This is a genomic window from Dactylosporangium sp. NPDC051087 (genome assembly GCF_055586325.1).
Map to the genome: position 1 here is coordinate 220,936 of NZ_JBVJIJ010000013.1, position 25,908 is coordinate 246,843.

Below are 25,908 nucleotides of genomic sequence, written 5' to 3' on the forward strand. Positions count from 1 at the left end.
GAGGCCCGGCACGGAGTTCCGTTCAGCTCAGCAGGCGCCCTGGTCCTCCCAGGCGCCCCACTGCCCGCTCGTCGACGGGTTCTCGCCCTGCGTCCACCACTTCGCGCGGTACTTGCGGCCGCTGTACTGCACGACCGTGTTGCCGGAGTAGGCGGTGGCCGAGTTCCACACCGGCAGCGACCCGCAGCCGGTGCCCGTGGACGTCGACGGGGACGAGGACGGCGACTTCGACGGCGACGGTGAGGTCGACGGCGACTTCGACGCCGACGGCGACACCGAGACGGACGCCGACGGGGACGGGCCGGAGCAGACGCCCTGGTCGACCCAGACGGCGTTGGTGCCCGGGGTGTCGCCCTGCGTCCACCACTGCGCCTTCCACGTGTGCCCGTTGTGCGACACCAGCTGCCCGCCGGTGTACACGGTGCCCGCCGCCCACGCCGGGGCGGTGCAGCCACCCGTCGACGGGGTCGTCGACACCGTCGGGGAGGCGGTCGGGACGGTGCCGCCGCGGGCGTAGTCCGCGGACAGGGCGTAGGTCTGCCCGCCGATGGTGAGCGTGAAGTTCGACGGGCCGGAGATCGGCAGCTGGTAGTTGAGGGTGACCTCGGCCCATGCCCCGGCCGCGATCGCCGGGACCGTCAGCCGGACCCGGTTGAAGTCGCCCTTCAGGCCGCCGACGTTGCTGCCGGTGTGCCCGGTCGACACCGTGGTCAGCGCCCAGCCGGACTGCTGGCTGAGGTTGCCCGGCGCGGTGGTCGGGTAGTCGAACTCCAGCGTCGAGCCGGCCGGGATCGCCGCACCGGTGTTGTTGGTGAGCCGCAGCTCCGGGTTGATCGGGTAGTTGTTGTCACCGAGCGCGAACCCGCCCATCGACACCCCGACGTTCAGCGTTTGCGTCGGCATGGTGATGTTGGCCTTCTTGGCGCCGTACGGCGCGGCCGTCTTGAACTTGTCGTACAGCAGGTTCGTCAGCGTGTTGCCCATGTAGTACTCGTTGCGGGTGGCGTTCCACGCGTAGTCGCCGGCGAGCTCCCAGATCATGACGCCGCCGATGCCCTTGTTGACGACGTAGTCGGCCTTGGTGCCGAGCGACTGGTCGTCCTCGGTGGACAGGAACACCTGCTTCTGCGCGTTCCACAGCCACGGCGCGACGAGCGCGCTGGAGTAGTTGCGGGCGTAGGTGCCGGTGATGCGGTCCTCCGGGTCGGTGGCCGGGGTCAGCCCGTAGGCCTCCAGGTAGTCACCGGCGCGTCCCTCCTGCAGGTTCTTCGCGTGCCACATCGGGTTCGCGCCGGCCGGGACCTCGGCGTTGAGCTCGACGTCGTGCCACAGGTTGTCGATGCCGACCGCGCCCGCGCCGCACGGCGTCGTCGAGCCGATCGCCCCGCCGGTGCCGGCCGGGCACTTCGTCTGGTCCGGCAGCGCCGCGCGTCCCCACAGGCCGTTGGTGCCGCCGGTGACGCCGCGCCAGCCGCGGGTGTAGTACGGCACGCCGATGTTGATCCGGCCGGACTGCATCGCGCCGCGGAAGTAGTGGTACGCCCAGTCGGTGTTGAGATAGCCGATGTTGGAGTACGCGCCGTACACGCCGCCCTGGGACAGCTCCGCGTCGTCGCCGTTGTCGTACAGCGCCGCGTTCGGCCCGACGAAGTGGTTCCACGAGCCGTGCAGGTCGTAGCTCATGATGTTGACGTAGTCGAGGTACTGCAGCGCCTGGTAGGACTCCAGGCCGCGCAGCAGCCAGCCGGACGCGGGCGCGGCGACGGTCACCATGTAGTACTTGCCGTCGCTGGCCGCGGCGGCGTCGAGCTTCTCCCGCAGCGTCTTCATCAGCAGGTGGTAGGAGGCGTTGAGGCCGGCCCGCTTCGCGTCCGCCTGCGCGAAGTCCAGGGGGTTGCCGGCCTTCGCGTTCGACGTCGGGTACTCGTAGTCGATGTCGACGCCGTCGAAGCCGTACGTGCGCAGGAAGGTGACGACCGAGTCGGCGAAGGTGTTGATGCCGGCGACGTTGATGCTGTTGTCGCTGTTGGTGGTCATCCGGTAGAAGCCGCCGGAGTCCATGCGGTCGCCGTTGTCGGCGAAGTAGCCGCCGGTCTCGGCCCAGCCGCCGACGCTGATCAGCGTCTTGACCGCCGGATGCTGCTTCTTGAACTTGTTGAGCAGGTTGAAGTGGCCGGTGTAGGAGTACGCCGGGTCCATCTCCGCGCCGGCGACGCCGGGCCACGTCATGTTCGTCGCCGCGTTGTTCGCCGCCGTCGGGGTGCCGACGGAGATCTTGTTGGCGCCGTCGACGTGCGCGAACGCGTAGTTGATGTGGGTGATCTTGTCCCACGGGATCTGGTTCGCCAGGTACGCGGGCGCGCCGTTCTTGCCCGTACGCCAGCTGGTGAAGTAGCCGATGATCCGGCGGCCGTGGTCGGCGCCCAGGCTCTCCCGGCCGTTGGTGTCGTAGACCTTGCAGTAAGGCACCGTGACGCCCGGGGTCGGGTAGAGCCCGTCCGGACGGCAGGCAGCGTGGTCGACCTCCGCGTTGGCGGTGGTCACGAAGAACGCCGCCGAGGCCGCAACGAGTGCGGCCGTCGCGGCGGACAAGAGGTGCAGGGTGCGTCGACGCATAGAACCCTCCGCCAACCGTTAATAAAGTTAACAGTAAAGTGTCCTAGATGTATAGCGGCCATCGACGAGGGTGCGCAAGAGCCAGCCTTAACAGCGGCTTAGTACGCGACTTATTTCTGGAAGGCCTGATACAGGTTGCGCATCGCGATGACCGAGGACCGGACTTCCTGGAGGAGCTCGGTGGTCGCGAGGGGGCGTCCCCACTCGGTCGTCGCGAGCTCGTCCATGCCGATCGTCTCGATGCCGCAGCCATAGACCTGGCCCAGGAGCCGGATGGCGTCGCAGTGCTGGAACCGCACATACGGGTCGTTGGTCACCAGCAGGATCCGGTCCGCCGGCGCGGGGGTGTGGATGTGCTCCACCCAGCCCAGCAGGGAGCAGGCGGTGCTCGCCCGCAGCGGCAGGCGGGTGGACGCGGCGGCCAGGACGTGGACCGAGGGCCGCGCCCACGTCTGGTGCCACCAGCCGTCGCCCGTGCGCGTCTTCACCGGCTCGGGCAGGTCCAGGAAGCGGCGCAGCGCGGCCGCCATCATGTCGGCCTCGGTCTCCAGGGCGCCGAGACCGAGGCGGACGCCCTCGCGGTGCTCCCGGTCGTCGCGGTGCCGGAGGCTGCCCAGCCCGGCGACCGTCCCCGCCCGCACGCCGTCGTCCAGCAGCCGGGCCGCATAGGCGACCCTGCCCAGGGTGATCCGGATGCCGCCGCCGAGCACCACCACGTGGTCATAGCGGTCCCGCGCGGGCCGCGGGGCGCCGCCGAGGCCGAGGGTGCGGATGAGCGCCCGGATCCGCTCGTCGTCGGCGCCGTAGCCGACACGGGCGGTGTCGAACCGCTCCTTGGTGCCGGCGCGGAAGTCCCAGACCGCGGAGAAGTCCGCCACGTGGTCCAGCGCCGCGCGAACCGGGCCGGCCGGCACCTCGCCGCCGAAGTGCCCGACGAGGTCACGCATCGCGGGTGATGTCACCCACGCGCCGACCGAGGCGGTCACGGCGGCCGGGTCCGGCCCGCCTGGCTCGCACGGTGGCAGCGGGAGGGGTTCCGTCACCTTCGCCAGCCTACAGAAGAGGTCCGACAGTACTGTGAGGTGACGCGACGGACTGAGGAGAGCGATGATCTTCATCACGGCGAAGTTCCAGGTCAAGCCCGAGCACGCCGAGCGGTGGCCGGAGATCGCGGGCGACTTCACCAGGGCGACCCGCGCCGAGCCGGGCTGCCTGTGGTTCGACTGGTCCCGCAGTCTCGACGACACCTGTGAGTACGTGCTCGTCGAGGCCTTCCGCGACGGCGACGCCGGTGGGGAGCACGTGCGGTCGGCGCACTTCAAGGAGGCGCAGCGGACCCTGCCGCAGTATCTGGCGGCGACCCCGCGGATCGTCAACGCCACCGTCGAGCAGGACGACTGGTCGGAGCTGGGCGAGCTGGCCGTGCGTCCATAGTGGACCGCGGGGCGTGCCGCGTTGATCGACTGCGAGATATCGTGTCGATACGCTCACGCCCCGGAGGTGCCCCCGCATGACGACCGCAGCGCTTGTCCGCGGTGCGAACACCACGATCGACGAGCCGGCGGTGACGGCGCTGGTCGCCTGGCGCGCCGGCGCGTCCGTCGACGCGTGCGCGCTGCTGGTCGGCGAGGGCGGCAAGGTGCGCGGCGACGCCGACTTCGTCTTCTACAACCAGCCTCAGGACGCCTCCGGCGCGGTCTCGCTCAGCACCGGCGGGGACGGCGCCGCCCGGCTGGCCGTCGACCTGGACCGGGTCCCGGCGGACGTGAGCAGCGTCGTCGTCGCCGGGTCGATGGACGCCGGCACCTTCGACACCGTGCCGGGGCTGGCGGTGACCGTGACCGGCCCGCGCGGGCAGGTCCTGGCGAAGTTCCCGGTGCGCGACGTCGAAGCGGTCACCGCGATGGTGTTCGGCGAGTTCTACCGGCGGCAGGGCCGCTGGAAGTTCCGCGCCATCGGGCAGGGCTGGGACTCCGGGCTGGAAGGCCTGGCCACGGCGTACGGCGTGACCGTCTCCTCGGACGACCCGCCCGAGCCGGAGCCGGAGCCGGTGCAGGTGCAGGTGGAGCGGGTGCGCGCCGACTGGTACGTCGACCCGGGCCACCCCGCGCAGCTGCGCTGGTGGAACGGCACCGAGTGGAGCACGCAGGCGGTGCCGTTCATCCACGACACCGAGCGGGTCTGCGGTCGGTGCGGCGGGCCGAAGTACCGCAGCTACGCGGGCGTGCCGTCCACCTGCCGCAGGTGCGCGCCGGAGGTCGACGGCGTCCTCAACGTGTGGCGGGGCCGGGCCGCCCGGGTCCTCGCCACCACCGGCACCGCCGAGCCGGAGTGGTCGCAGCTGTGGGCCGAGCTGCGCTACCACCGCGTCCGCGAGGACGCCGGGCGGGAGGCGCTGCGCCCGGCGGCGGTGCACCACCTGCACCGGCTGCTGACGTTCGCCTTCGCCGACGGGATCATCGAGCAGCACGAGATGGACGCGTTCGACGCCGCGGTCACCGCGCTCGGCGTGGTCGACCCCGCGATCAGCCAGCTGCGCCGCAGGCTGCGCCGCGGACTGGAGCTGGGGCTGATCAGCAACGGCGACGTGCCCCGGGTCACCTCCAGCACCCTGCACCTGGACGCCGACGAGATCCTGCACCTGAAGGTGCCGGCGACGCGGGTGCAGCAGCAGGCGCGCGGCACCAAGCGCAGCAGCGGCCGGCTGATCGTGACCAACGCCAAGCTGCGGTTCGTCGGCGAGAGCGCCGGCTCCGACCTCGCCTGGGCCAAGGTCATCGAGGCGCGCCCCGAGTACGGCACCGTCGTCGTCTCCGCGACCACGGCCCGCGGCGGCGGCACCTACGAGGTCGGCGACGCCGAGTACGTCGCCGCCGTCCTCACCGGCGTCCTGAAGGTCGCCAAACGCCTCGCCACGGTGCCCACCCAGCGCGACTCGCGCTCGGTCCCGCCGGCGGTCCGCGCCGAGGTGTGGCGCCGCGACGGCGGCGCCTGCGTCGAGTGCCAGGCCACCGAATACCTGGAGTTCGACCACGTCATCCCGTGGAGCCGCGGCGGCGCGACCAGCGCCGGCAACCTGCAGCTGCTGTGCCGCCGCTGCAACCTCGCCAAGGGCGCCCGGATCTAGCGTTTCAGTTCCAGCCGCAGCCCCAGCCAGTCCGCCAGCGCGGCGATCTCGGCGTCGACGGCGGTCCTGTCGTGCGGCTCGTCCTCGTGGACCGCGTTGACCCTGAGGACGCTGGCCTTGCGGTCGGCGACGGCGTCGAGCTTGCCGACGAGCCGGTCGCCGTGCAGGACCGGCAGCGCGTAGTAGCCCCACCGGCGTTTCGCGACCGGCTTGTACATCTCCAGGCCGTAGTCGAACCCGAACAGCTCCAGGGTCCGCTTCCGGTCGTGGACCAGCCGGTCGAACGGCGACAGCAGCGCCGTCCGCTCCCCGAACGGCTCGCCGAGCCGGTCCAGCTGCGCGGGGTCGACCCGCCAGGTGCCCTTCACCCCCTCGACGACGGCGGGCTCGCCGACGTCGCCGACGCCCCACGGCTCGATCGGCACCTCGGTCGTCTTCGCCCGGGCGATCCCGAGGGCCCGCAGCCGCCGCTCGCTCCTGCGCCGCGGCGCCTCGTCCGCCGGCACCGGCGGGTCGGCCGGATACACCCGCTCAGCGAGGTCCCACAGCCGGTCCCGGCCCTGCCGCCCGGCGACGGCGACCTCACCCATCGCCGCCATCAGATCCAGCAGCCGGATCACGTTCTGGTCGTTGGTCCACCCGGTCGACGCCCACGCCACCGCGCACGTGTCCGGGATCGCCCGCGACGGCTGCGCCCCCTCGCCGCCGAGCCGGGCGAGGATGTCCTTCCGGCACGCGTCGTTGGCCCGCACCCACTCCCGGTGCCGCGAGTGTTTGAACGCCCCGGGCCCGTCCTCCCGGCGCAGCGTCATCTCCGCCGTGTACAGCGCGAGATCCTCCGCCGGCCGGACCGTCGCCGCGAGCTCGACCAGCTCCCGCCGCTTGAGCGCGTCGACGAGGTCCGCGGTCGAGTACGCCTCGCCGAGCCGGCTCCACGCCACGAGGTCCGCGGTCGGCGCGACCGCCGCCGTCGGGTCGATCTGCAGCAGCGTCAGGTGCCGCACCGTCTCCAGCAGCCCTGCCGGCCTTCGGTGATCGAGGAGCTGCGCGCGGACGGCGATCCTGCGCGCGTCGACGGGGGAGAGCCGGTGCGTGGTCACCCCCCGAGGCTAACCTCCCGACCAGTTCCGGCCGGACGGCGGTGCGCCGGACCTGTGGACCGGTCCGGCGCACCGACGGGAAGCGGGGTGGGTCAGCTCTTCATGCCGTGCTCGATGGCCTCGATGATGCGGGGGCGGAGCTCGGCGGCGCTGATGATGTCGTCGACCGAGCCGACCGTGACGGCGCGCTGGATGTTGTGGACGCGGTCGAACTCGGCGGCCACCTCGCCCAGCTTCTCCGCGCGGACCGCGGAGTGGACCTCGGCGAGCTGGGCGTTCAGGGCGGCCCGTTCCGCGCCCGTGGCGGCCGTGACACGGGCCTGCAGGTCGGTGACCCGCGGGTCGGTGGCGGTGCGGTTGTTGACGTCGCCGGTGAAGACGACCGCGGCCGCCGGTGCGCCGCCCAGCACGGAGGCGAACGAGCCCTCCAGGGCGAGGACCGTCATGTTCGGGTTGAGGGCCTTGGAGAAGACGACGAACGCGCCGCCGTGGTAGCGGGAGATGACGCAGAAGACGATCGGGCCCTCGAAGTTGACGATGGCGCGGCCGATCTCGGCGCCGTACTCCAGCTGGAGCTTGCGCATCGACTCCGGGGAGCCGTCGAAGCCTGACAGGTTCGCCAGGACGACGAGGGGGCGGTTGCCGGAGGCGGCGTTGATGGCCCGGGCGGTCTTCTTCGACGAGCGGGGGAAGAGGGTGCCGGCGGTGTACGTGTCGGGGCCGTCGGTGGGCGGGAAACCGCGCCGCGGCACGGAGCGGGACTCGATGCCGATGAGGCAGACGGGCCAGCCGCCGATGTGCACGTCCTGCACGGCGGAGGTCTCGGCGTCGGCCATGCCGGCCCAGCGCTCCAGGACCGGGTGGTCCTGGTCGGACAGGGCGCGCATGACGGTCCGGATGTCGAAGGCCTTCTTGCGGTCCGGGTTGTGGGCCGCGGAGAAGATCTGCCCGACGGTGGTGAAGTCGCTGCCGACGATCGCGTGCGGGAAGTCCGAGACGTCCCGGTCGGCGGGGTCGGTGGTGGCGGCGCGCCGCGGGCTGGTCTCGCCGGGCACCACGTACGTGTGGTCGTAGTGCGCCATGAGCACGTCCCGGGCGGCCGGCAGGTCGCGGGCCCAGTACTGCGCCTGGCCGTTGGGGCCCATGACGCGGTCGTAGCCGCCGATGCCGTAGTTGTCCTCGGCGGACACGCCGCCGGAGAAGTCCAGGGACTGCTTGCCGGTGAGGACCATCGCCGAGTCGGGGGTCATGACGAGGATGCCCTTGGTGTGCATGAGCATCGTCGCCTCGGCGTTCCAGTACGGCTGGGCGCCGACGTTGATCCCGGCGACCACGATGTTGATCTCGCCGCCGGCCTGGGTGAACGTGACGATCCGCTTGAGCGCGGCGGCGACCCAGTCCATGTTCTCGGTGCCGGAGCTCATCGAGATCTTCGCGCCGGCGGACAGCGCGAACCATTCGAGGGGCACCTGCAGCGCGGCGGCGAGGTCGAGCGCGGCGATGATGCGGGAGCACTCGGGCTCGGCGAGGGCGCCGAGCGCCTTCGTCGGGTCGCCGAGCAGGACGACACGCTTGACGCCCTCGGGGTGCCGTTCGGTCGGGGTGGTGACGACACCGGCGACGATCGCCGCCGTGTTGCGCCCCTTCGGCCGGTCGACCGGCACGAGCACGCCGTCGACGAGGTCGTGCTCGACGAACGTGCCGTCCTCGCCGGCCAGGAACCCGGTCAGCTCGTACGGGTACACGTTGCCCCGGCGGGCGGCGCGCAGCACCTTCTGCCGGTAGTCGTCCAACGGCTGCAGCGGCTCCGTCGACGGCTTGTCGACCGACAGCTGCACGCCGCGGCCGTGGTCGAGGGTGATGCGGACCGCGACCTCGCTGAGGTCGCCGGCCGAGTTGCGCTGCCGGGCGATGAACTGGACCTCTTCGAGGCCGGCACCCGCGGTCGTCGGCAGGATGCGCTGGACGAGCGAGTTGAGCTCGTCGCCGGTCAGCTCGGTCGACGGCCACACGTACATCAGGATCCGGTTGGTGTCGAAGCGCTTGTTCTGCGGGCGCTGCGCCTGGATGTTGCGGATCGCGTCGAGCCCGGCGGTGACCGCGTCCTCGACGGCGGGCAGCGCGACGAGCCGGCCGTCGGCCTCGCGCAGCGGCGTCAGGTCGCGGACCTGGCCCATCGCGATGAGCCGCTCGTCGGCCGGGTTGCTCCGCGCGACCGCCTTGAACAGGTAGATCTCCTCGTCGGCGGACGGCAGCCGGGTGAGGTCGAACTCGCGCAGCCGGTGCAGCTGCAGCCGCTGCGCGAGCTGCGGGTGCAGCCCCCGGATGAGCCGGTCCTCGGCGAACGCGCCGTCGGGACCCGGGCGGAAGGTGAAGTGGTGGTGCATGACGGCGCCGCTGGTGCCCGCGACGGTCGTCGTGACCCGGCGGACCCCGGCCGGCAGCGGCCGCTCGGTCAGCAGCTGCTGCAGGCGTACGGCCATCGCGTCGGCGTCCGGCTGGTCCTCCCACGTCACGTACAGGTCGGCGACGAGCCCGCTCTCGGCGACCCCGGCCGCGAACCCGCCGACCGCTTCGAGCGCCGCGGGCAGGGCGGCGATGTCGACGGCGGTGGTGACGACCCGGACGACCCCGGAGGCGTCGGTGCGGTCCGCGGTGACGAAGTGGCAGCCGGCCGCCTCCCGGGCGGTGACCGCGGACAGGGCGCGGTTGCCGTAGTACCGGCGGGTCAGGACCTCCAGCAGCGCCGTGTGGTCCGCGCCGGGCCGGCCGATCCGCTGGCCGATGAGCCGGACGAGCGGTTCGGCGCTGGCGACCATCGCCTGGATGCGCTCGGCGCGGTCCGGCGCGTCCGGGTGCCGGTCGAGGTGGTTCAGGTCGGCCCGGACCGCGGCGTACACCTTGGCGCGGTTGCGGCGCAGGAGCGGCTGGGCGAACCAGCGGAACACGACGCCGCGGGCCAGGTCGGACACGGCGGGGAAGCGGACCTGGGTGGCCTCGACGAGGTGTTCGAGGGCGAGCCCGGCGCGTTCGCTGAGCGACTCCAGGGGCGGCGGGCCGGCCAGCCACTGCCTCAGCAGCTCCGACACGACGGCGACGTCGGTGCTCATCCGCTGCTGGGCGAGGAAGATGCGGAAGACCGCGGCCTCCAGCTCGGGGGTGCGGTCGAGCTCGCTGACGCCGTAGTGGCCGAGCGCCTTGCGCAGCTTCGCCTGGAAGTTGTCGGGCAGACCGGCCCGCTCGACGTCGAGGCTCTGCAGGTAGCTGTGGAAGTACTCGCGCGGGCTGTGCACGGGGCTGCCGGGCTCGTCCTCGAACTCGCCGCCGGGCTTGTTGCGGCTCAGCTCCGACAGGTCGGCGAAGGTGGTGAGCAGGTCGACCTCGCCGGGCAGCGGCCGGCCGCCGAGCTCGGTGCGGGCAGCCAGGTAGCCGGTCAGCAGGCGCCGGCCGTCCTGCGGGTCGACGTCGAAGCCGAGCAGCAGGCTGCGCAGGTCCTGCAGGCCGCGGTGCACGCGGTCGACGGCGGACACGTCGGCGGGCTCGACCGGCAGGTCGATCTCGACGATCGCGGTCTCGGTGGACTCGGCGTCGGCGTCGCCGTCGGCGAGGGGCTCCAGGCGCATCAGCGGGGCGCCGGTCTCGACCTGGCTGCCGACGGACACGGGGCATTCGCGGACCCGGGCGCGGAACGGCGCGCGGAGCACCGTCTCCATCTTCATGCTCTCCAGCACGAGGATGGGCGCGCCGGCGTCGACCTCGTCGCCGACGGTGAGCGGGGTCGCGACGACCAGCGCGGGCGCGGGGGAGCGGACGACGCCGCCCTCGTCGCGGCTGATGCGGTGGGTGGTGCCGTCGACCTCGACGAGGTGGATCGGGCCGTGGGTGGCGGTGACCAGCCGGAAGCGGTGGCCGTTGACGGCGATGCGGCCGCTGTGCTCGTCGAAGCGTTCGATCTCGACGTCGACGGGGTGCACGTCGCCGCCGCCGGAGACGCCGACCCGGTAGCGTCGCTGGCCGATGCGGGCGACGCTCACCCGGTATCCGGCGCCGCGCAGCTTCAGGTCGAGGGGGCGGCCGGTCTCGTGCTGGACCTGGGGACGCCCGCCGTGCGCGGTGGACAGCAGCCGGTGCCGGCTGATCTCCTCCTCGTCCTGGTAGGCCTCGATCGCGGCGGCGGCGAGGGCGACCGCGGAGTGCCGGTGGCTGACGAGGCGACCCTCGGCGCGGACCCGGTCGATCCAGCCGGTGTCGGCGCTGGCGTCGATCACCTCGGGCTGGTCGAGCAGGTCGAGCACGAAGCTCTTGTTGGTGGTGCCGCCCTCGATGATGACGGTCGTCTCGGCCATGGCGCGGCGCAGCCGGCCGAGGGCCTCGTCGCGGTCCCGCCCGTACGCGATGATCTTCGCGATCATGGAGTCGAAGTCGGCGGGGATGGTGTCGCCCTCGCTGACGCCGGTGTCGACGCGGATGCCGGGCCCGGCGGGCAGGGCGAGCCGGGCGATCCGGCCGGGGGACGGCGCGAAGTCGCGGTCGGGGTCCTCGGCGTTGAGCCGGGCCTCGACGGCGTGGCCGAGCTCGGCCGGCTTGGCGCCTTCGAGCCGGCCGCCGCCGGCGACGTGCAGCTGCAGCTTGACCAGGTCGGTGCCGGTGGTGATCTCGGTGATCGGGTGCTCGACCTGCAGGCGGGTGTTGACCTCGAGGAAGGCGAAGAGCCGCTCACCCGGGTGGTAGAGGAACTCGACCGTGCACGCGCCGCGGTAGCCGACGTGCACGGCGAGGCGCTCCGCGGAGGCCTTGAGCTCGGCGGTCTGCTCGGCGCCCAGCACCGGCGACGCGGACTCCTCGATGATCTTCTGGTTGCGCCGCTGGACGGAGCAGTCGCGCACGCCGAGCGCCCACGCGGTGCCCTGCCCGTCGGCGATGACCTGCACCTCGACGTGCCGGGCGCCGGTGACCAGGCGCTCCAGGAACACGACGCCGGAGCCGAAGGCGCGCAGCGCCTCCTGGCTGGTGCGCTCGTAGGCGTCGGTGAGGTCCTCGGCGGAGGCGACCATGCGGATGCCGCGCCCGCCGCCGCCGGCGGTCGCCTTGAGCATCAGCGGGTAGCCGATCTTCTCACCCGCGCTCAGCGCTTCCTCGAGGGTGGCGACCGCGCCGCGGCTCCACGGCGCGACCGGGACGCCGACCTCCTCGGCGACGAGCTTCGAGCCGATCTTGTCGCCGAGCTTGCGCATCGCCTCGGCGCTCGGGCCGACGAACGTCACCCCGAGCTTTTCGCACAGCTCCGCGAACGTGGGGTCCTCGGCGACGAACCCCCAGCCGACCCAGGCCGCGTCGGCGCCGGTCTCGACGAGGGCCCGCTCCAGGACGGCGTGGTCCAGGTACGGCCGCGCCGACGCGGGCCCGAGCGGGTAGGCGATGTCCGCCTCCCGGACGAACGTCGCGGCGCGGTCGGCGTCGGTGTAGAGGGCGACCGTCTCGATCCGCGCCCCGGTTTCGGCGGAGAGATCCCGGACGGCGTGGATGAGCCGCATCGCGGCCTCTCCGCGGTTGACGATGGCGACACGCTTGAACACCGGTTGAGCCTCCCAAGAACCAACGGCCCACGCCGCGGAGCGGCCGTGCCGACACACAGCAGGCGACGTCCGGGTCCCGGAGCGCCGCCTGCACCTTGCTACACCCTGCGTGATTACCGCCGAGTACACCACTGTGCTGCCCCACGCATCCCGGACCCCACGCGTTGTCAGAATCCTACAAACAGACACTGCGCCAACTCCTAGGAGGAGGGTGACCGGCGTCACTCAAGCATCGCTCGAATGAACGCAGGGTGACCCGCCGTGGTCGTGCGGTGTCCGGCGGCTAGTGCTGCTCCCACATCGCCGCCGACGTCGGCGGCTCGAACTCCTCGAAGACCAGCAGGGTGCGGGTGCTCACCACGCCCGGCATGCCCTGGATGACGTCGAGGACCAGCCGGCGCAGGTCGGCGTTGTCCTTGGCGCGCACGAGCAGGATCACGTCGAACTCGCCGCCGACGAGGGCGATGTGCACGACGCCGGGCAGGGCGCGCAGCCGCTCGCCGACCACCCGCCACTCGGCCTGGCGCAGGTTGACCGTCACGTACGCCGACGTGCCCATGCCGGCGGCCACGTGGTCGACGTCGGCGCGGAACCCGCGGATGACGTCGGTGTCCCGCAGCCGCTGCACCCGGGCGTAGGCGTTCGCCCGGGAGATGTGCAGCAGCTCGGCGAGGGTGCGCATCGACATGCGCCCGTCCCGGCTGAGCTCCACGAGGATGCGCCGGTCGATGTCGTCGAGCGGGGCGGCCACCTGTCCAAACCCCCTTCCTGAACGAGCCTTAAGTCTGGACGTTTGGCATCGTACGGCGGCGGTAGCGACTCCATCTTCTCGGTTTGTGCGCGGCAGTGGAACGCGAATGGCGCGAGGCTCAGGATTGCGGCATGACGCGTGACCCGAGTCACCTGCTGCCGGGCGACCGACCGGTCGCCCTCATCGACGCGCACGGCCGGGCCCTCGACCCAGGAACCTACGCCATGCCCGAGGCCGGAGCCCTCGTCAAGGCGCTCGGCGCGCTGCTCACCGCGCGCCGGCTCAACGACCAGGCGTACGCGCTCGTGCGGCAGGGGCGGCTCGCCGTGTACCCGTCGTCGCACGGGCAGGAGGCGTGCCAGGTCGCCGCCGCACAGGTCCTCGACGACGGCGACTGGCTCTTCCCCACGTACCGCGACACCGTCGCCGCCGTCGGCCGGGGCGTCGACCCCGTCGAGGCGCTCAGCCTGCTCAAGGGCGACTGGCACTGCGGCTACGACCCCTACGAGCACCACGTCGCCCCGCACGCCACCCCCCTCGCGACCCAGCTGCCGCACGCCGTCGGGGTCGCGCACGCCGCCCGCCTGCGCGGCGAGCCGACGGTCGTGATGGCCATGTGCGGCGACGGCGGCACCAGCGAGGGCGACTTCCACGAGGCGCTCAACTTCGCGGCCGTGTTCCGGGCGCCGGTCGTGTTCTTCGTCCAGAACAACGAGTACGCGATCAGCGTCCCGCTGTCCCGGCAGAGCGCCGCGCCGTCCCTGGCGCACAAGGGCATCGGCTACGGGGTGCCCGGCGAACGCGTCGACGGCAACGACATCGCCGCCCTGCTGGCGGTCCTCGGCGCCGCCGTCGGGCGGGCCCGCGCCGGCGGCGGCCCGCAGCTCGTCGAGGCGCACACGTACCGGATGCAGGCGCACACCAACGCCGACGACGCCACCCGCTACCGCGACGACGCCGAGGTCGCGGCGTGGGTCGAGCGGGACCCGATCACCCGGCTGCGCACCCACCTGTTCGACCGGGGCCTCATCGGTGACGAGCAGCTCACGACGTTCACGCAGGAGGCCGAGCGGGTCGCCGCGCACCTGCGCGACGGCCTCAACCGCGACGTCGAACCCGACCCCGCCGACCTGTTCGCGCACGTGTACGCCACGCCGACGCCGCAGCTGCGGGAGCAGGCCGCGCTGGTCGCCGACGAGCTCAGCCGAGAAGGAGCCCCCCGATGACCGCCGTGCGGGAGACGACGCACATGAAGCTGTCGATGGCACAGGCGCTGAACCGAGCGCTGCGCGACGCCATGGCCGGCGACCCCACGGTCGTCGTGTTCGGCGAGGACGTCGGCGCGCTCGGTGGCGTCTTCCGCATCACCGACGGCCTCACCGCCGACTTCGGCGAGACCCGCTGCTTCGACACGCCCCTCGCCGAGTCCGGCATCGTCGGCATGGCGGTCGGGATGGCGATGAACGGCATGCGGCCCGTCGTCGAGATGCAGTTCGACGCGTTCGCCTACCCGGCGTTCGAGCAGATCGTCAGCCACGTCGCCAAGATGCGCAACCGCACCCGTGGGCGGGTCGCGCTGCCGATGGTGATCCGCGTCCCGTACGCGGGCGGCATCGGCGGCGTCGAGCACCACTGCGACTCGTCGGAGGCCTACTACGCGCACACGCCGGGCCTGCACGTGCTCGCCCCGTCGACGCCGTCGGACGCCTACGCGCTGCTGCGGGCGGCGATCGCCTCGCCCGACCCGGTGGTCTTCCTGGAGCCCAAGAAGCTCTACTGGAGCAAGGAGGAGGTGGAGCTGCCGTCCCCGGCGCCGGGCATCGGCAAGGCCGTCGTGCGCCGCGACGGCACCGACGCCACCCTCATCGCCTACGGCCCGGCCGTGCCGGTCGCCCTGGAGGCCGCGGAGACCGCCGCGCAGGAGGGCCGCAGCCTGCAGGTGGTCGACCTGCGCTCGATCGTGCCGTTCGACGACGAGACCGTCTGCGCCGCGGTCCGCTCCACCGGGCGGGCCGTCGTCGTCGCCGAGGCCGCCGGGTTCGCCGGGGTGTCCGCGGAGATCGTTGCCCGGGTCACGGAACGCTGCTTCAACGCCCTCGCCGCCCCGATCCGCCGCGTCGCGGGCTTCGACATCCCGTACCCGCCGCCGAAGCTGGAGCATTTCCAGCTGCCCGGCGTCGACCGGGTCCTCGACGCCGTCGACGACCTGCAGTGGGAGCAGTGATGGCCACGTTCCTGCTGCCCGACCTCGGCGAAGGGCTCACCGAGGCGGAGGTCGTGCGGTGGCTCGTCGCCGAGGGTGACACGGTCGCCGTCGACCAGAGCATCGTCGAGGTGGAGACCGCGAAGTCCCTCGTCGAGGTGCCGTCGCCGTACGCCGGCCGGGTCGAGACCCTGCACGCCGCCCCCGGCGCCACCGTCCAGGTCGGCAGGCCCCTCATCTCGATCGCGGCGCAGGAGCGGGCACCCGCGGCGGTCGCGGCGCGGGAGACGTACCGGGAGGAGGAGCGGGCCGGGTCGGGCAACGTCCTCATCGGCTACGGCACCTCCGGCGGCACCGCGACCGGGCGGCACCGCAGGCCCCGCGGCACCGTCCGTCCCGCCGCGCCCGCGTTCCCCGCCGTCGTGGCCCGGCAGGTCCCGCTGGTGATCTCGCCGCTGGTGCGCAACCTCGCCCGGGCCAAGGGCGTGGACCTGCGCACCGTCGACGGCACCGGCGCCGGGGGCGTCATCGTCCGCGCCGACGTCGAGCGGGCCACGACCGCCGCGGCGCCGGGGGAGCGCCGTGTCCCGCTGAACGGCTTCCGCAGGACCGTGGCGGCGGCGCTGACCCGCAGCCGGGCGGAGATCCCCGAGGCGACCGTCTGGGTCGACGTCGACGCGACGAAACTGTGGCGGCTGCGGGAGAGCAACCCCGCCGGGCCGGGGTTGATCGCCTACGTGGCGCGGTTCGTGGTCGCCGCTCTGCGCGAGTACCCGGTGTTCAACGCGCGCCTGGACACCGAGCGGCAGGAGATCGTCGAGTTCGACCGCATCGACCTCGGCATCGCCGTGCAGGGCGCCCGCGGGCTGGTCGTCCCGGCCGTCACCGGCGCGGACGCGATGAGCACCACGAAGCTCGACGAGGAGATCCGCGCGCTCACCGCCCGGGCCCGCGAGGGCCGCACCGGCGCGGCGGAGCTGGCGGCGGGGACGTTCACGCTCAACAACTACGGCGCGTTCCGGGTCGACGGCAGCGCCGCCATCATCAACCACCCGCAGGTCGCGATCCTCGGCCTCGGCCGGATCATCGACCGGCCGTGGGTCGTCGGCGGCGAGCTGTGCGTCCGGAAGATCGCGCAGCTGAGCTTCGTGTTCGACCACCGCGTGTGCGACGGCGGGACCGCCGCCGGGTTCATGCGCAGCGTCGCCGACGCCATCGAGGACCCGGCGTCGGTCATCGCCAGGCTGTGACCGCCGTCCTGCTCGACCCGGCGCCGCTGCCCGGCGGTCCCGCGGCCGACGTCGAGCTGGGGCCGCGGCTGCTGCGCGAGGGCCGCGAGGGCAGGGACGGCCGTGAGGGCCGCGAGGGCACGGCGCGGGAGCTGCTGCGGATCTTCACGCCCGCGCCGACGGCGGCGTTCAGCCGGCGCGACACGCTGCGGCCCGGCTACGCGGCGGCCGAGGAGGCGGTCCGCGCGGCCGGGTTCACGCCGGTGGTCCGGCCCCAGGGTGGCAGCCTGGCGCTGTACCACGGGGGCAGCGTCGTGGTCGACCACGTGTGCCGCACCCCCGACGCGTCCGCGGGCACGGTCGGACGGTTCCGGCGGTTCGCGGCCCTGCACGCCGCCGTGCTCACCGGCCTCGGCGCGGACGCCAGGATCGGCGCCGTCCCGGGCGAGTACTGCCCGGGTGAGTACAGCGTCAACCTCGGCGGGACGGTCAAGGTGGTCGGCTCCGCGCAGCGCGTCACCCGGGACGGCTGGCTGTTCAGCTCCGTGTTCCAGGTGACCGGCGCGGAGCCGCTGCGGGCGCCGCTGACGGCCGCCTACGCCGCGCTCGGCTACGACTTCGACCCGGCCACGGTCGGCGCCGTCGAGGGCGGCCTGACCGTCGCGGCGGTGGCCGCGGCCCTGACGGACGCCTACAGCATGCTGCGGGCCTGACCCAGGGGCAGGAGCAGGTCGGTGAGGGCGTCCACGACGCGCCGCTCGACGCCGGGGCCCATCCGGGTCGTCGGCACCGACACGGAGACGGCGTCGGTGGCCGGCACCGTCAGCGGCACCGCCATCGCGAAGCACATGATGCCCTCCGCGTTCTCCTCCCGGTCCACCGCGTAGCCGGTCTCGCGGACCGTGGCGAGGGCCCGGTGCAGGTCGCCGCGGTCGGTGAGGGTGCCGGGGGTGAGCCGCTGCAGGGGCCAGGACAGCATCGTGTCGACGTCGGTGTCGGTGTGCTGGGCGAGCAGCGCCTTGCCCAGCGCCGTCGCGTGCGCGGGCAGCCGCCGGCCGACGGCGCTGTACAGCCGCAGCCGGTGCGTCGAGTCGCGCTTCGCCAGGTAGACGATCTGGTCGCCCTCGATCCGGCCCAGGTGCACGGTCTCGCCGAGCCGCCGGGACAGCTCGTCGAGGACGCCGGCCAGCACCGCGACGCTGTCGTCGCCGTCGAGGTAGGCGGCGCCGACCTGCAGGGCACGCATCCCGAGCCGGAAGCGGGTGCCGGTCTCGTCGGCGCGGACCCAGCCGCGGGCGGTCATCGTCCGCATCAGGCCGTGCAGGCTGCTCTTCGGGATGTCGAGGGTGCGGGCGAGGTCGACGAGCGTCCAGGCGCGCGGCTGGTCCGCGAGGACCTCGAGCACGTCGAGGGTCCGCGCCGAAGACTTGACCGGGGGCTGCACGGCGCCACTGTAGCGAACCGCGCCGGCTTCCACTATGTTCATCCACGTGACTGACGTTCAGAATAATGAACAACTCGCCATAGGTCGCGTGGTGCCGGTCGTCGTCCTGGAGGACGCCACCCACGCCGGCGCACTCGGCGACGCCCTCGCCAAGGGCGGCCTGAGGTCCGCCGAGATCACCCTGCGCACCGCCGCCGGGCTCGACGCGATCGAGGCCCTCGCCGGCCGCGACGACCTTGTCGTGGGCGCCGGCACGGTGCTCACCGCGCAGCAGGCGGAGCGCGCCATCGCCGCCGGCGCCAGGTTCGTGGTGACGCCCGGCTTCGCGCCCGCCGTCGTGGCCGCCTGCCGGGACGCGGGCGTCCTCGTCGTGCCCGGCGTCGCCACCGCCACCGAGATCCAGATGGCCCTCGACGCGGGGCTGCACCTGGTGAAGTTCTTCCCGGCCCAGCAGCTCGGCGGCGCGCCGATGATCAAGGCGCTGGCGGCGCCGTTCCGCGGGGTGCGGTTCATCCCGACCGGCGGCATCACCCCCGAGGTGATGCCGGACTATCTCGCGCTGCCGTCGGTCCTCGCGGTCGGCGCGAGCTGGATCGTCGCGCCCGAGCTGCTGTCCGCGCAGCGCTGGGACGAGGTCACCGCCCGCGCCGCCGCCGCGGTGGAGGTGGCCGGATGACGCTCACGCCGCGCCCGGCCGCCGACTGCCGCTATGACCTGGTCTCGCTCGGCGAGGTGATGCTGCGCCTCGACCCCGGTGCCGGCCGGGTCCGCACCGCCCGCACCTTCCAGGCGTGGGAGGGCGGCGGGGAATACAACGTCGCCCGCGGCCTGCGCCGCTGCTTCGGCCTGCGGACCGCGATCGTCACCGCCTTCGCCGACAACGAGATCGGCCGCCTCGTCGAGGACCTGATCCTGCAGGGCGGCGTCGACACGTCGTTCGTGCGCTGGGTGCCCTATGACGGGATCGGCCGCGCCGCCCGCAACGGGCTCAACTTCACCGAGCGCGGCTTCGGGGTGCGCGGCGCCGTCGGCACGTCGGACCGGGGGCACACCGCGGCCAGCCAGCTGCGCCCCGACGACGTGGACTGGGACCACCTGTTCGGCACGCTCGGCGTGCGGTGGCTGCACACCGGCGGCATCTACGCCGCGCTGTCGGAGACCGCGCCGGAGACCGTCGAGGCCGCGATGACCGCCGCCCGCCGGCACGGCACGATCGTCTCCTACGACCTCAACTACCGCCCGTCGCTGTGGAAGGCGGTCGGCGGCAAGGCCCGCGCCCAGGAGGTGAACCGCCGCCTCGCCGGCCTCGTCGACGTGATGATCGGCAACGAGGAGGACTTCACCGCCTGCCTCGGCTTCGCCGTCCCGGACACGGACATCGACGCGGGCGCCCTCGACGCCGGCAACTTCCGGTCGATGATCAAGGCGGTCGTCGAGGAGTACCCGAACTTCAAGGTCGTCGCGACCACGCTGCGCGCCGTGCACAGCGCCACCGTCAACGACTGGGGCGCCGTCGCCTGGGCGGACGGCGAGTTCGCGGAGGCCACGCACCGGCCGGGGCTGGAGATCCTGGACCGGGTCGGCGGCGGGGACAGCTTCGCGTCCGGGCTCATCTTCGGCCTCCTCGAACGCGACGGCGGGATCGCCACCGCGGTAGAGTACGGCGCCGCGCACGGTGCCCTGGCCATGACCACCCCGGGCGACACGTCGATGGCCAGCCTCAAAGAGGTCGAGTCCCTCGTCCGCGGCGGCGGCGCCCGCGTCCAGCGCTGAGCGACGGGCGAGCGGGTCACCGGGCCGTGCGGCGCGACCGCCGCACGGCCCGGCCCGGGCCCGCTACGACGGGTCGACCCACAGGCTGGCCGACGCGTATCCGGAGGACAGCCCGCCGGCCGTCCGGCTGCGCACCGACAGGCTGTGGCTGTAGGGCGTGTCCGGCGTCCAGCTGACCGTCGCCGTGCCGCCGGCACCGGCCGGGACGACCTGCTCCGGCGCCCCGTCGAAGGAGTAGACGAACTCGGTGCTGCCCGCGAGGTGGGCGGTGAAGGTGAACGCGGCGGTCTGGCCGACCGTGCCGCCGTCCGGCCAGTGGTAGACGTCGGAGGCGATGTCCGGCTGCAGCGACCTGATCCGGAAGCTGGCGTAGGCCCAGTCGGAGACCGGCCCGCCGGCGCCGCTGGTGCTGCGGACGAGGAAGCTGACCCAGCCGCCGGTGACGTTCGGGTATTCCAGCGGCGTCCAGCGCACCGTGGCGGTGCCGTCGGCCGCGGCGGCGACGGTCTGCTGCGGCCCGTCGCCGAACCTGTAGTCGTAGGACACGACGCCGGCCGCGGTCGGGTGGAACACGAACGTGCCCTCGACGCCCGGGCCGCCGCCCTCCCCGTCGCCGGGCGGGTAGTCCGCGGACGTCACCGTCGGCGCGATCGACGCCGGGTAGAACCCGACGCCGGTGGGCTCCGACTCGGTGCCGTCGGCCGTCCTGGAGGAGACGGTCAGCGTGTTGCCGCTCGCCCGGCTCGGGGTGAACCGGATCGTCGCGGTGCCGTCCGGGCCCGCCGCGACGGTCTGCGGCGGCTGCTCGTCCTCCTGCCACTGGTTGAACTGGTACGTGTAGGACACCACGCCGTGCATGTGCGGCTTCAGCGTCCAGGTGCCCTCGGTGCCGACCGGCTTGCCCTGGGTGCCGTCGGACGGGAAGTCCGTGGACTCGACGTAGGGCATGGTGTTGACGGTCAGCCACAGCGAGCCCGTCCCGGACCGCACCCCGGCGGCGGTGGTGCTGAAGACCGTCAGCACGACCCAGTCGCCGGCGGGCGGGGTGACCGTCACCCGCGCCTTGCCGTCGGCGCCGGCGGGCACCGTCTGCGCGGGGGCCGCGTCGAGCTGGTACGTGTAGCTGACCGTGCCGGCCAGGTTGGGGCTGAACGTCAGGTGGTGCGGGTCGCCGAGCCACGCGTCGGGATCCGCGTCGTCGATGCCGGGCGCGGTCTCCAGCACCGAGAACCGGTACTCGACGGTCTCGGACTGGTTGCCCGCCCGGTCGACGCTGCGCACGTACAGGGTGACGAACCCGGACTGGGACGGGGCGAACTGGACCGTCGCGGGACCGCCCAGTGCCGGGGCGGCGACGAAGGTGCCGCTCCAGTTGCTCTCGCCGTAGTAGTACCCGGCGACGTCGGCGACCCCGCCGGCGGTGAACGTGAAGGTGCCGGGGATCCCGGGCCCGCCGTGCCACGTGCCGTCGCCGGGGTAGTCCGCCGACGTGACCGCCGGCGGGCTGCCGGGGCGGGTGGTGTCGACGGTGAACCGGCACTCGTCGCTCCACGGCGACACGTCCGCGTCGTCGCGGGACCGCGCGGCGAGCGCGTAGGTGACGCCGTCGTGCAGGATGCCGTCCGGGATGGCGGACCACGCCTTCGTCGGGGTGTAGCCGGCCCAGGTCTCCGGCAGCTCCACCCGGTCCTGCGGCCGGTCGACGGGCCAGACGGCGAACTTGGCGTAGGCGATGTCACCGCCGCCGGTCTGGTTGACGTCCGGGTCGGTGAGCAGCGCGGTGAGCGACGGCGTGGTCGTCGTGACCCACAGCTGGTCCGCCGCGCCGCAGGCCCGCCCGTCGACGGTGAGCTGGGCGGGCGTGCCCGGCACCGCGTTGGCCTGGATGATCAGCGCCGGGTCGTTGCGCACGTGCCGGCCGTAGTGCTGGTTGCTCTCGAACCGGTCGGGGACCCGCAGCTCCAGCGTGAGCGTGCTCTTGCCCGCGGCGACCGCGTCGCGCACCAGGGTGCCGAGGTCCGCCTCGAGGTAGCTCGCCGGGCACGCCGGGCTGTTGTACACCGTGAACTGCCGGCGTTCCTTCGGCGGCTTGTTCCACGACGTCGAGGCCGTGACCGGGTCGGTGCTCCACAGCTGCCAGCTGCGCTCCTTGCGGCAGTCGTTGGCGGAGGTCTCGGACATGACGAAGCCCGCCGAGATGATCCGCTGGCCGCGGTAGGCGCTGATGTCGTAGGTGAAGTACGACCGTGACCGGTGCTTGCCCGCGGCGTCCTTCCAGGCGCCGACGGGCGCGTCGACGGGCTTGCCGGTGTAGGCCTTGGCCGGTGTGCGGGAGTCGGTGTAGGTCCAGCTGGCCGGGCGCAGCGCGCGCTGGTTGGTGGCGGAGGCGGCCGGCGGGTGGACGAGCACCGCGCCGCCCACCGCGACGAGGACCGCCAGCAGCCCCGCCGCCCACGGCCGTCGTGTCCCGTGTCTCACTGTCATCGCATTCCCCCGTGACGATGGATGCCTGTCGTGCCCCCGACGCTAGGCCCGGCCGCGGGTTCCCACTGTCCCGGTGTCTCCTATGTGGACAGAGCGCGCGAAATCACCAGGTTTCCGGGTGGGTGAGGTCGGTGACCGGGCGGTAGCCGCCCAGGACGGTCAGGGCGTCCCGCTCGGCGTAGCCGTCGCCCAGGTCGGTGAGGAAGAGGTCGACGAGGCACGGCCCGACCAGCATCTCCAGGGCGCCGGGGGCGACGGACCAGGGCCGGTAGGGGCCGGCGACCAGGTCGCCGCCGCGGTCCGTCACGCCCTCCGGGGTGCGTTCGGCGCGGATCGTCAGCCAGCGGCCGGCGTCGTCGCCGACGATCAGCGACGCCTCGGCGAAGCCGTCGCGCTCCGGCGTGCCGACGGTGATCGCGCAGCCGAGGACGCGGCCGCCGGTGGGCAGCGCGTCCAGCTGGAACGGCACGACGCAGCGCTGCGAGCCGGTGAAGCTGACCTGGGCCGCGGCCCGGGTGGCCTCGTCGCGGTCGGCGGTGACCATGCTCAGCTGCGCCCACAGGCCGTCGCCCGGCTGCCAGCGCACGAACCACAGGGCCGGGCCGCCGTCCTGGCCGGCGTCGGTCCACGCGGTCCCGGGCCGGTCGGCGACCCGCACGCCGGCGGGCGGCTGCGGGTGGCCCGCGGAGCGCAGGCTGCGGGGGACCGCGTCGAGCGCCGCCTCGGTGGTGGCGAGCACGAACTGGGCCTTGTTCAGGAACTCCACGCTCTCCGTGCCGCGGCCGGTGCGCCAGGTCGCGTACTCGGCGTCGACGAGGTCGTCCGCGACGAAGTGCAGCACCCGCGGGTCGGCGCCGACGGTGTCGGGGCGCTTGAGGGCGCCGGGCACGCCGGGCGCCGGGGGCAGGCCGAGCGCGACGGGTGGCGCGGCCGGGACGGGCGGCGGTTGCTTCGACGGTACCGTCGCGGCGAAAGCGACCAGGACGGCGCACAGCGCGGCGGCGGCCCCTGCCGTCACCCGGCGCCGGAGCCTGATCCGCCGGCCGCGGCGGCGGGCGTGGGCGACGATCGGGGCGGGGTCGACGTCGTCGCCGGAGCGGGCGTGCAGCGTCTCGGTGAGCCGCCGGTCGAGGTCGGTGCGCATCAGAACCCTCCCGTGAGTGACGCCGACGGCGCGGCGCGGAGCGTGTCGAGGGCCCGTTTCGCGTGCGTGCGCACGGTGCCGGTGGAGCAGTCGAGGATCTCGGCGATGCGCGTGTCGTCCAGGTCCTCGTAGTAGCGCAGCACGATGACGGTGCGCTGCCGGGCGGGCAGCCGCAGGACGAGCCGCCACAGCGCGTCGCGGTCGGCGACCTCGGCGGCCTCGTCGGCGGTCGCGGGTCGCTCGGCGACGGTCTCCACGGTGACCTCCCGGCTGCTGCGCCGCCGCCACCACGAGTGGTGGGCGTTGACCAGCATCCGGCGGACGTAGTCGTCCGGGCGGTCGGTGCGGGAGATCCGGCCCCAGCGGGCGTAGGCCTTGGCGAGGACGTCCTGGACCAGGTCCTCGGCCCGGTGCTCGTCGCCGGTGAGCAGCCTGGCGAAGCGGAACAGCGCCGGGGTGCGGGCGAACGCGTACTCCTCGAACGTCACGTCCTAGAAGACGCGGCGGGCCGCCCGCCCCGTAGACACGGGACGGGCGGCCTTGTGCGCTTACGCCTGCCGGATGACGACGTCGTCGACGCCGGCCTCGACCAGGCTCGCGGTGGCGGCGTCCGCGGCCTGGATCAGGATCTGGACGCTCTGCCCCGCGTACGGGGTGAGGTTGACGCTGCCGGTCGCCCAGGCGGCGTCCCGGTCGGTGGCCGCGCCCGCCGCGGTGAACAGCACGGTCGTGCCGCTCGCCGTGACGACGCTGATGCGCAGGAAGTCGGCCGACGTCGCGTTGCTGCCGTGGCCGAGGTACCACGAGTAGCTCAGCGTCAGCGTCCCGGTCGACGGCAGCGCGATGCTCGGCGACCGCACGCTGGTCGTGCCGCCGTCGACGTCGTTGGCGCCGGCGCTGGACCCCGCCAGCCGCGCCGTCACCAGGTCGTTGCTGCCGCTGACCGTGGTGCCGAGCTGCTTCGGGCCGCTGGAGTCGGTGGCCTCGGGGTCGCCGCGCTCCCACGCGCCGCTGGTCGCCGTGTCGGTCCCGGACGGGTTCACCGTCCAGCCCTTGTTCGTCTCGAAGTCGTCGGACCAGACCGTCGTGCCGGGGCTCGCGCCGCAGTACTGGGCCTCCTTGCCGATGACGCGGTACGGGCAGTCGGCGTACTCGGCGATCTGCAGGCTCGACTCCCGGTTCAGCGCGGTCTGCGCCGCGATGACCTCGTCGGGCGGGTAGAAGCCGCCGCCGCCGCTGCCCGGGTACATCTCGAACGTGTAGGACCAGATGCGCTGGTCGCCCCACATCCAGTCGTCGATCGACCCGTCGGTGATGTACAGGTCGCTGGCCTGCTCGGGGGTGTACCCGTTGGTGCCGGCCAGCTGGACGCCGAGCGTGCGGAACGTCGCCTCCTGGTCGGCGTCCAGCCCCGGCGCCGTGTTGGCGGTGGTGTAGCCGAACGGCCAGAGCACGAGCTTGCCGTAGGTGTGGAAGTCGATGTGCGTCTTGATCTGCTGCACCCCGCCGACCCGCCGGCTGAGGACGAAGTCGCGGACCCGCTGGGTCTCCGGCGCGGAGAACGCCGAGGGGCCGCGGTAGGTCTCGGAGCTGGTGGTGCCCGACGACCCGCCGCAGCAGCCGAAGTTGTACGACCAGTTGCGGTTGAGGTCGGTGCCGACGTTGCTGCTGCCGCTGTTCGGCTGCCGGTTCTTGCGCCACGACCGGTAGGCGCCGGTGGCGATGTCGTACTCGCCGCCGTCGGGGTTCATGTCCGGCACGATCCAGATCTCGCGCGAGTTGACGACGTTCGTGATCCGCGCGTCGCTGCCGTAGTTGTCGGTGAGCAGCTTCACCAGGTACAGCGCCATCTCGACGGTGAGGTGCTCCCGGGCGTGCTGGTGCGCGGTGTAGATGACCTCGGGCTCGTTCTCGTCGGTCGCGACGTTGTCGGAGATCTTGATGACCGGGATGTCCCGGCCCTCGTACGACGTGCCGAGGCTGGTCTTGCGCAGGATCGCCGGGTGGTCGGCGACGGCCTGGTTGAGCTCGGCGGTCATCTCCGCGTAGTTGTGGTACATCGAGTCCGCCGACGGGAAGTCGAGGATCGTCGCGGGCCCGGCCGGGGTCGCGGGCCGCAGCGCCCGGGTGACGGTGAAGCCCAGCTGCCGCAGCTTCGCGACCTCCGACGGGGTCGCGGTGACGTCGGCGACGCCGTGGTCGACGCCGTCGATCGCCGCGCCGGTCGCGGCGACCTGGTTGCGCTGGTCGAGGGTGCCGACCCCGCTCACCAGATAGGGAGCGGACGTCTCGGCGGGCACCGCGTCGGTCGGCGCGGCGCCGGCCGGGCTGATCGCGGCGACCACGAGAGCGGCGGTCACCGCGATCGTGAGGGGGATGGTGCGCCTACGGGGGTGGCTCATCAAGCCTCCTTGGGTGGTGGAGGTGAACGAGCTATCAGGTGACCATCCAACCCAAGGTC

The 25,908-nt window shown here is 73.1% G+C and carries 18 protein-coding genes; 8 read left to right on the forward strand and 10 right to left on the reverse strand.

The features are described from left to right. Window positions 1–27: 27 nt before the first annotated feature. Together ACZ6TV_RS25630 and ACZ6TV_RS25635 are read right to left on the reverse strand one after the other, a co-directional pair. Entirely contained in the window at window positions 28–2,616 is a 2,589-nt protein-coding gene (locus ACZ6TV_RS25630; protein WP_465299785.1) for a chitinase C-terminal domain-containing protein, read from the reverse strand. 110 nt (window positions 2,617–2,726) lie between these two features. Further along, window positions 2,727–3,659, reverse strand: a complete 933-nt coding sequence (locus tag ACZ6TV_RS25635) for a hypothetical protein (protein ID WP_465299786.1) — start codon at window positions 3,657–3,659, stop codon at window positions 2,727–2,729. Between the two features lie 64 nt (window positions 3,660–3,723). Between ACZ6TV_RS25635 and ACZ6TV_RS25640 the strand changes: the two genes are divergently transcribed. Further along, entirely contained in the window at window positions 3,724–4,050 is a 327-nt protein-coding gene (locus ACZ6TV_RS25640; protein ID WP_465299787.1) for a putative quinol monooxygenase, read from the forward strand. 76 nt (window positions 4,051–4,126) lie between these two features. Next, a complete protein-coding gene (locus ACZ6TV_RS25645) occupies window positions 4,127–5,743 on the forward strand; it encodes a TerD family protein (RefSeq protein ID WP_465299788.1) in 1,617 nt (538 codons plus the stop codon). Here the strand turns inward: ACZ6TV_RS25645 and ACZ6TV_RS25650 are convergent. The 3 genes from ACZ6TV_RS25650 to ACZ6TV_RS25660 form a co-directional block, all read right to left on the reverse strand. Next, window positions 5,740–6,843, reverse strand: coding sequence for a DNA glycosylase AlkZ-like family protein (locus tag ACZ6TV_RS25650; RefSeq protein WP_465299789.1), 1,104 nt, complete (start codon window positions 6,841–6,843; stop codon window positions 5,740–5,742). The genes ACZ6TV_RS25645 and ACZ6TV_RS25650 overlap by 4 nt on opposite strands. Before the next feature lie 92 nt (window positions 6,844–6,935). Then, window positions 6,936–12,419 (reverse strand): ATP-binding protein, encoded by a 5,484-nt coding sequence (locus ACZ6TV_RS25655; protein ID WP_465299790.1) that lies wholly within the window; start codon window positions 12,417–12,419, stop codon window positions 6,936–6,938. 283 nt (window positions 12,420–12,702) lie between these two features. Continuing rightward, the gene (locus ACZ6TV_RS25660; RefSeq protein ID WP_465299791.1) at window positions 12,703–13,170 is read right to left on the reverse strand and encodes an Lrp/AsnC family transcriptional regulator; all 468 of its coding nucleotides are present in this window, start codon (window positions 13,168–13,170) and stop codon (window positions 12,703–12,705) included. A gap of 131 nt (window positions 13,171–13,301) precedes the next feature. Here ACZ6TV_RS25660 and ACZ6TV_RS25665 point away from each other — a divergent pair, with 131 nt between their 5' ends. The 4 genes from ACZ6TV_RS25665 to ACZ6TV_RS25680 are packed head-to-tail and all read left to right on the forward strand — an operon-like array spanning window position 13,302 to window position 17,315. Next, window positions 13,302–14,396, forward strand: coding sequence for a thiamine pyrophosphate-dependent dehydrogenase E1 component subunit alpha (locus ACZ6TV_RS25665; RefSeq protein ID WP_465299792.1), 1,095 nt, complete (start codon window positions 13,302–13,304; stop codon window positions 14,394–14,396). Window positions 14,397–14,419: 23 nt separating this feature from the next. Further along, a complete protein-coding gene (locus ACZ6TV_RS25670; protein ID WP_465299849.1) occupies window positions 14,420–15,394 on the forward strand; it encodes an alpha-ketoacid dehydrogenase subunit beta in 975 nt (324 codons plus the stop codon). Then, window positions 15,394–16,623, forward strand: a complete 1,230-nt coding sequence (locus ACZ6TV_RS25675; RefSeq protein WP_465299793.1) for a dihydrolipoamide acetyltransferase family protein — start codon at window positions 15,394–15,396, stop codon at window positions 16,621–16,623. The genes ACZ6TV_RS25670 and ACZ6TV_RS25675 overlap by 1 nt, the downstream gene beginning before the upstream one ends. Further along, window positions 16,620–17,315 carry a lipoyl protein ligase domain-containing protein gene (locus ACZ6TV_RS25680; RefSeq protein ID WP_465299794.1) on the forward strand — a complete coding sequence of 232 codons (696 nt, stop codon included), beginning with the start codon at window positions 16,620–16,622 and terminating at the stop codon, window positions 17,313–17,315. The genes ACZ6TV_RS25675 and ACZ6TV_RS25680 overlap by 4 nt, the downstream gene beginning before the upstream one ends. Here ACZ6TV_RS25680 and ACZ6TV_RS25685 read toward each other — a convergent pair. After that, window positions 17,294–18,046, reverse strand: coding sequence for an IclR family transcriptional regulator (locus ACZ6TV_RS25685; RefSeq protein WP_465299795.1), 753 nt, complete (start codon window positions 18,044–18,046; stop codon window positions 17,294–17,296). The genes ACZ6TV_RS25680 and ACZ6TV_RS25685 overlap by 22 nt on opposite strands. A 46-nt stretch (window positions 18,047–18,092) precedes the next feature. On the opposite strand from ACZ6TV_RS25685, the gene eda reads away from it, so the two are divergent. Next, window positions 18,093–18,722 (forward strand): bifunctional 4-hydroxy-2-oxoglutarate aldolase/2-dehydro-3-deoxy-phosphogluconate aldolase, encoded by a 630-nt coding sequence (gene eda, locus ACZ6TV_RS25690; protein ID WP_465299796.1) that lies wholly within the window; start codon window positions 18,093–18,095, stop codon window positions 18,720–18,722. Next, complete coding sequence (locus tag ACZ6TV_RS25695; RefSeq protein ID WP_465299797.1) at window positions 18,719–19,819, forward strand: sugar kinase; 1,101 nt, start codon at window positions 18,719–18,721, stop codon at window positions 19,817–19,819. Before eda ends, ACZ6TV_RS25695 begins: the two co-directional genes overlap by 4 nt. Before the next feature lie 63 nt (window positions 19,820–19,882). Here ACZ6TV_RS25695 and ACZ6TV_RS25700 read toward each other — a convergent pair whose 3' ends face one another. From ACZ6TV_RS25700 to ACZ6TV_RS25715, 4 genes are all read right to left on the reverse strand, one after another. Beyond that, entirely contained in the window at window positions 19,883–22,303 is a 2,421-nt protein-coding gene (locus ACZ6TV_RS25700; RefSeq protein WP_465299798.1) for a hypothetical protein, read from the reverse strand. Window positions 22,304–22,406: 103 nt separating this feature from the next. Further along, window positions 22,407–23,447, reverse strand: coding sequence for a hypothetical protein (locus ACZ6TV_RS25705; RefSeq protein ID WP_465299799.1), 1,041 nt, complete (start codon window positions 23,445–23,447; stop codon window positions 22,407–22,409). Continuing rightward, window positions 23,447–23,935, reverse strand: coding sequence for a SigE family RNA polymerase sigma factor (locus ACZ6TV_RS25710; RefSeq protein ID WP_465299800.1), 489 nt, complete (start codon window positions 23,933–23,935; stop codon window positions 23,447–23,449). Before ACZ6TV_RS25710 ends, ACZ6TV_RS25705 begins: the two co-directional genes overlap by 1 nt. A gap of 60 nt (window positions 23,936–23,995) precedes the next feature. Continuing rightward, entirely contained in the window at window positions 23,996–25,849 is a 1,854-nt protein-coding gene (locus ACZ6TV_RS25715; protein ID WP_465299801.1) for a M14 family zinc carboxypeptidase, read from the reverse strand. Between the last annotated feature and the right edge of the window lie 59 nt (window positions 25,850–25,908).

Bases quoted from the DNA above. Each gene is read 5' to 3' on its own strand.
- ACZ6TV_RS25645 (WP_465299788.1), top strand. From the start codon at position 4,127: ATGACGACCGCAGCGCTTGTCCGCGGTGCGAACACCACGATCGACGAG.
- ACZ6TV_RS25695 (WP_465299797.1), top strand. From the start codon at position 18,719: ATGACGCTCACGCCGCGCCCGGCCGCCGACTGCCGCTATGACCTGGTC.
- ACZ6TV_RS25665 (WP_465299792.1), top strand. From the start codon at position 13,302: ATGACGCGTGACCCGAGTCACCTGCTGCCGGGCGACCGACCGGTCGCC.
- ACZ6TV_RS25715 (WP_465299801.1), bottom strand. From the start codon at position 25,849: ATGAGCCACCCCCGTAGGCGCACCATCCCCCTCACGATCGCGGTGACC.
- ACZ6TV_RS25700 (WP_465299798.1), bottom strand. From the start codon at position 22,303: ATGACAGTGAGACACGGGACACGACGGCCGTGGGCGGCGGGGCTGCTG.
- ACZ6TV_RS25670 (WP_465299849.1), top strand. From the start codon at position 14,420: ATGAAGCTGTCGATGGCACAGGCGCTGAACCGAGCGCTGCGCGACGCC.
- ACZ6TV_RS25630 (WP_465299785.1), bottom strand. From the start codon at position 2,616: ATGCGTCGACGCACCCTGCACCTCTTGTCCGCCGCGACGGCCGCACTC.
- ACZ6TV_RS25640 (WP_465299787.1), top strand. From the start codon at position 3,724: ATGATCTTCATCACGGCGAAGTTCCAGGTCAAGCCCGAGCACGCCGAG.
- ACZ6TV_RS25675 (WP_465299793.1), top strand. From the start codon at position 15,394: ATGGCCACGTTCCTGCTGCCCGACCTCGGCGAAGGGCTCACCGAGGCG.
- ACZ6TV_RS25705 (WP_465299799.1), bottom strand. From the start codon at position 23,447: ATGCGCACCGACCTCGACCGGCGGCTCACCGAGACGCTGCACGCCCGC.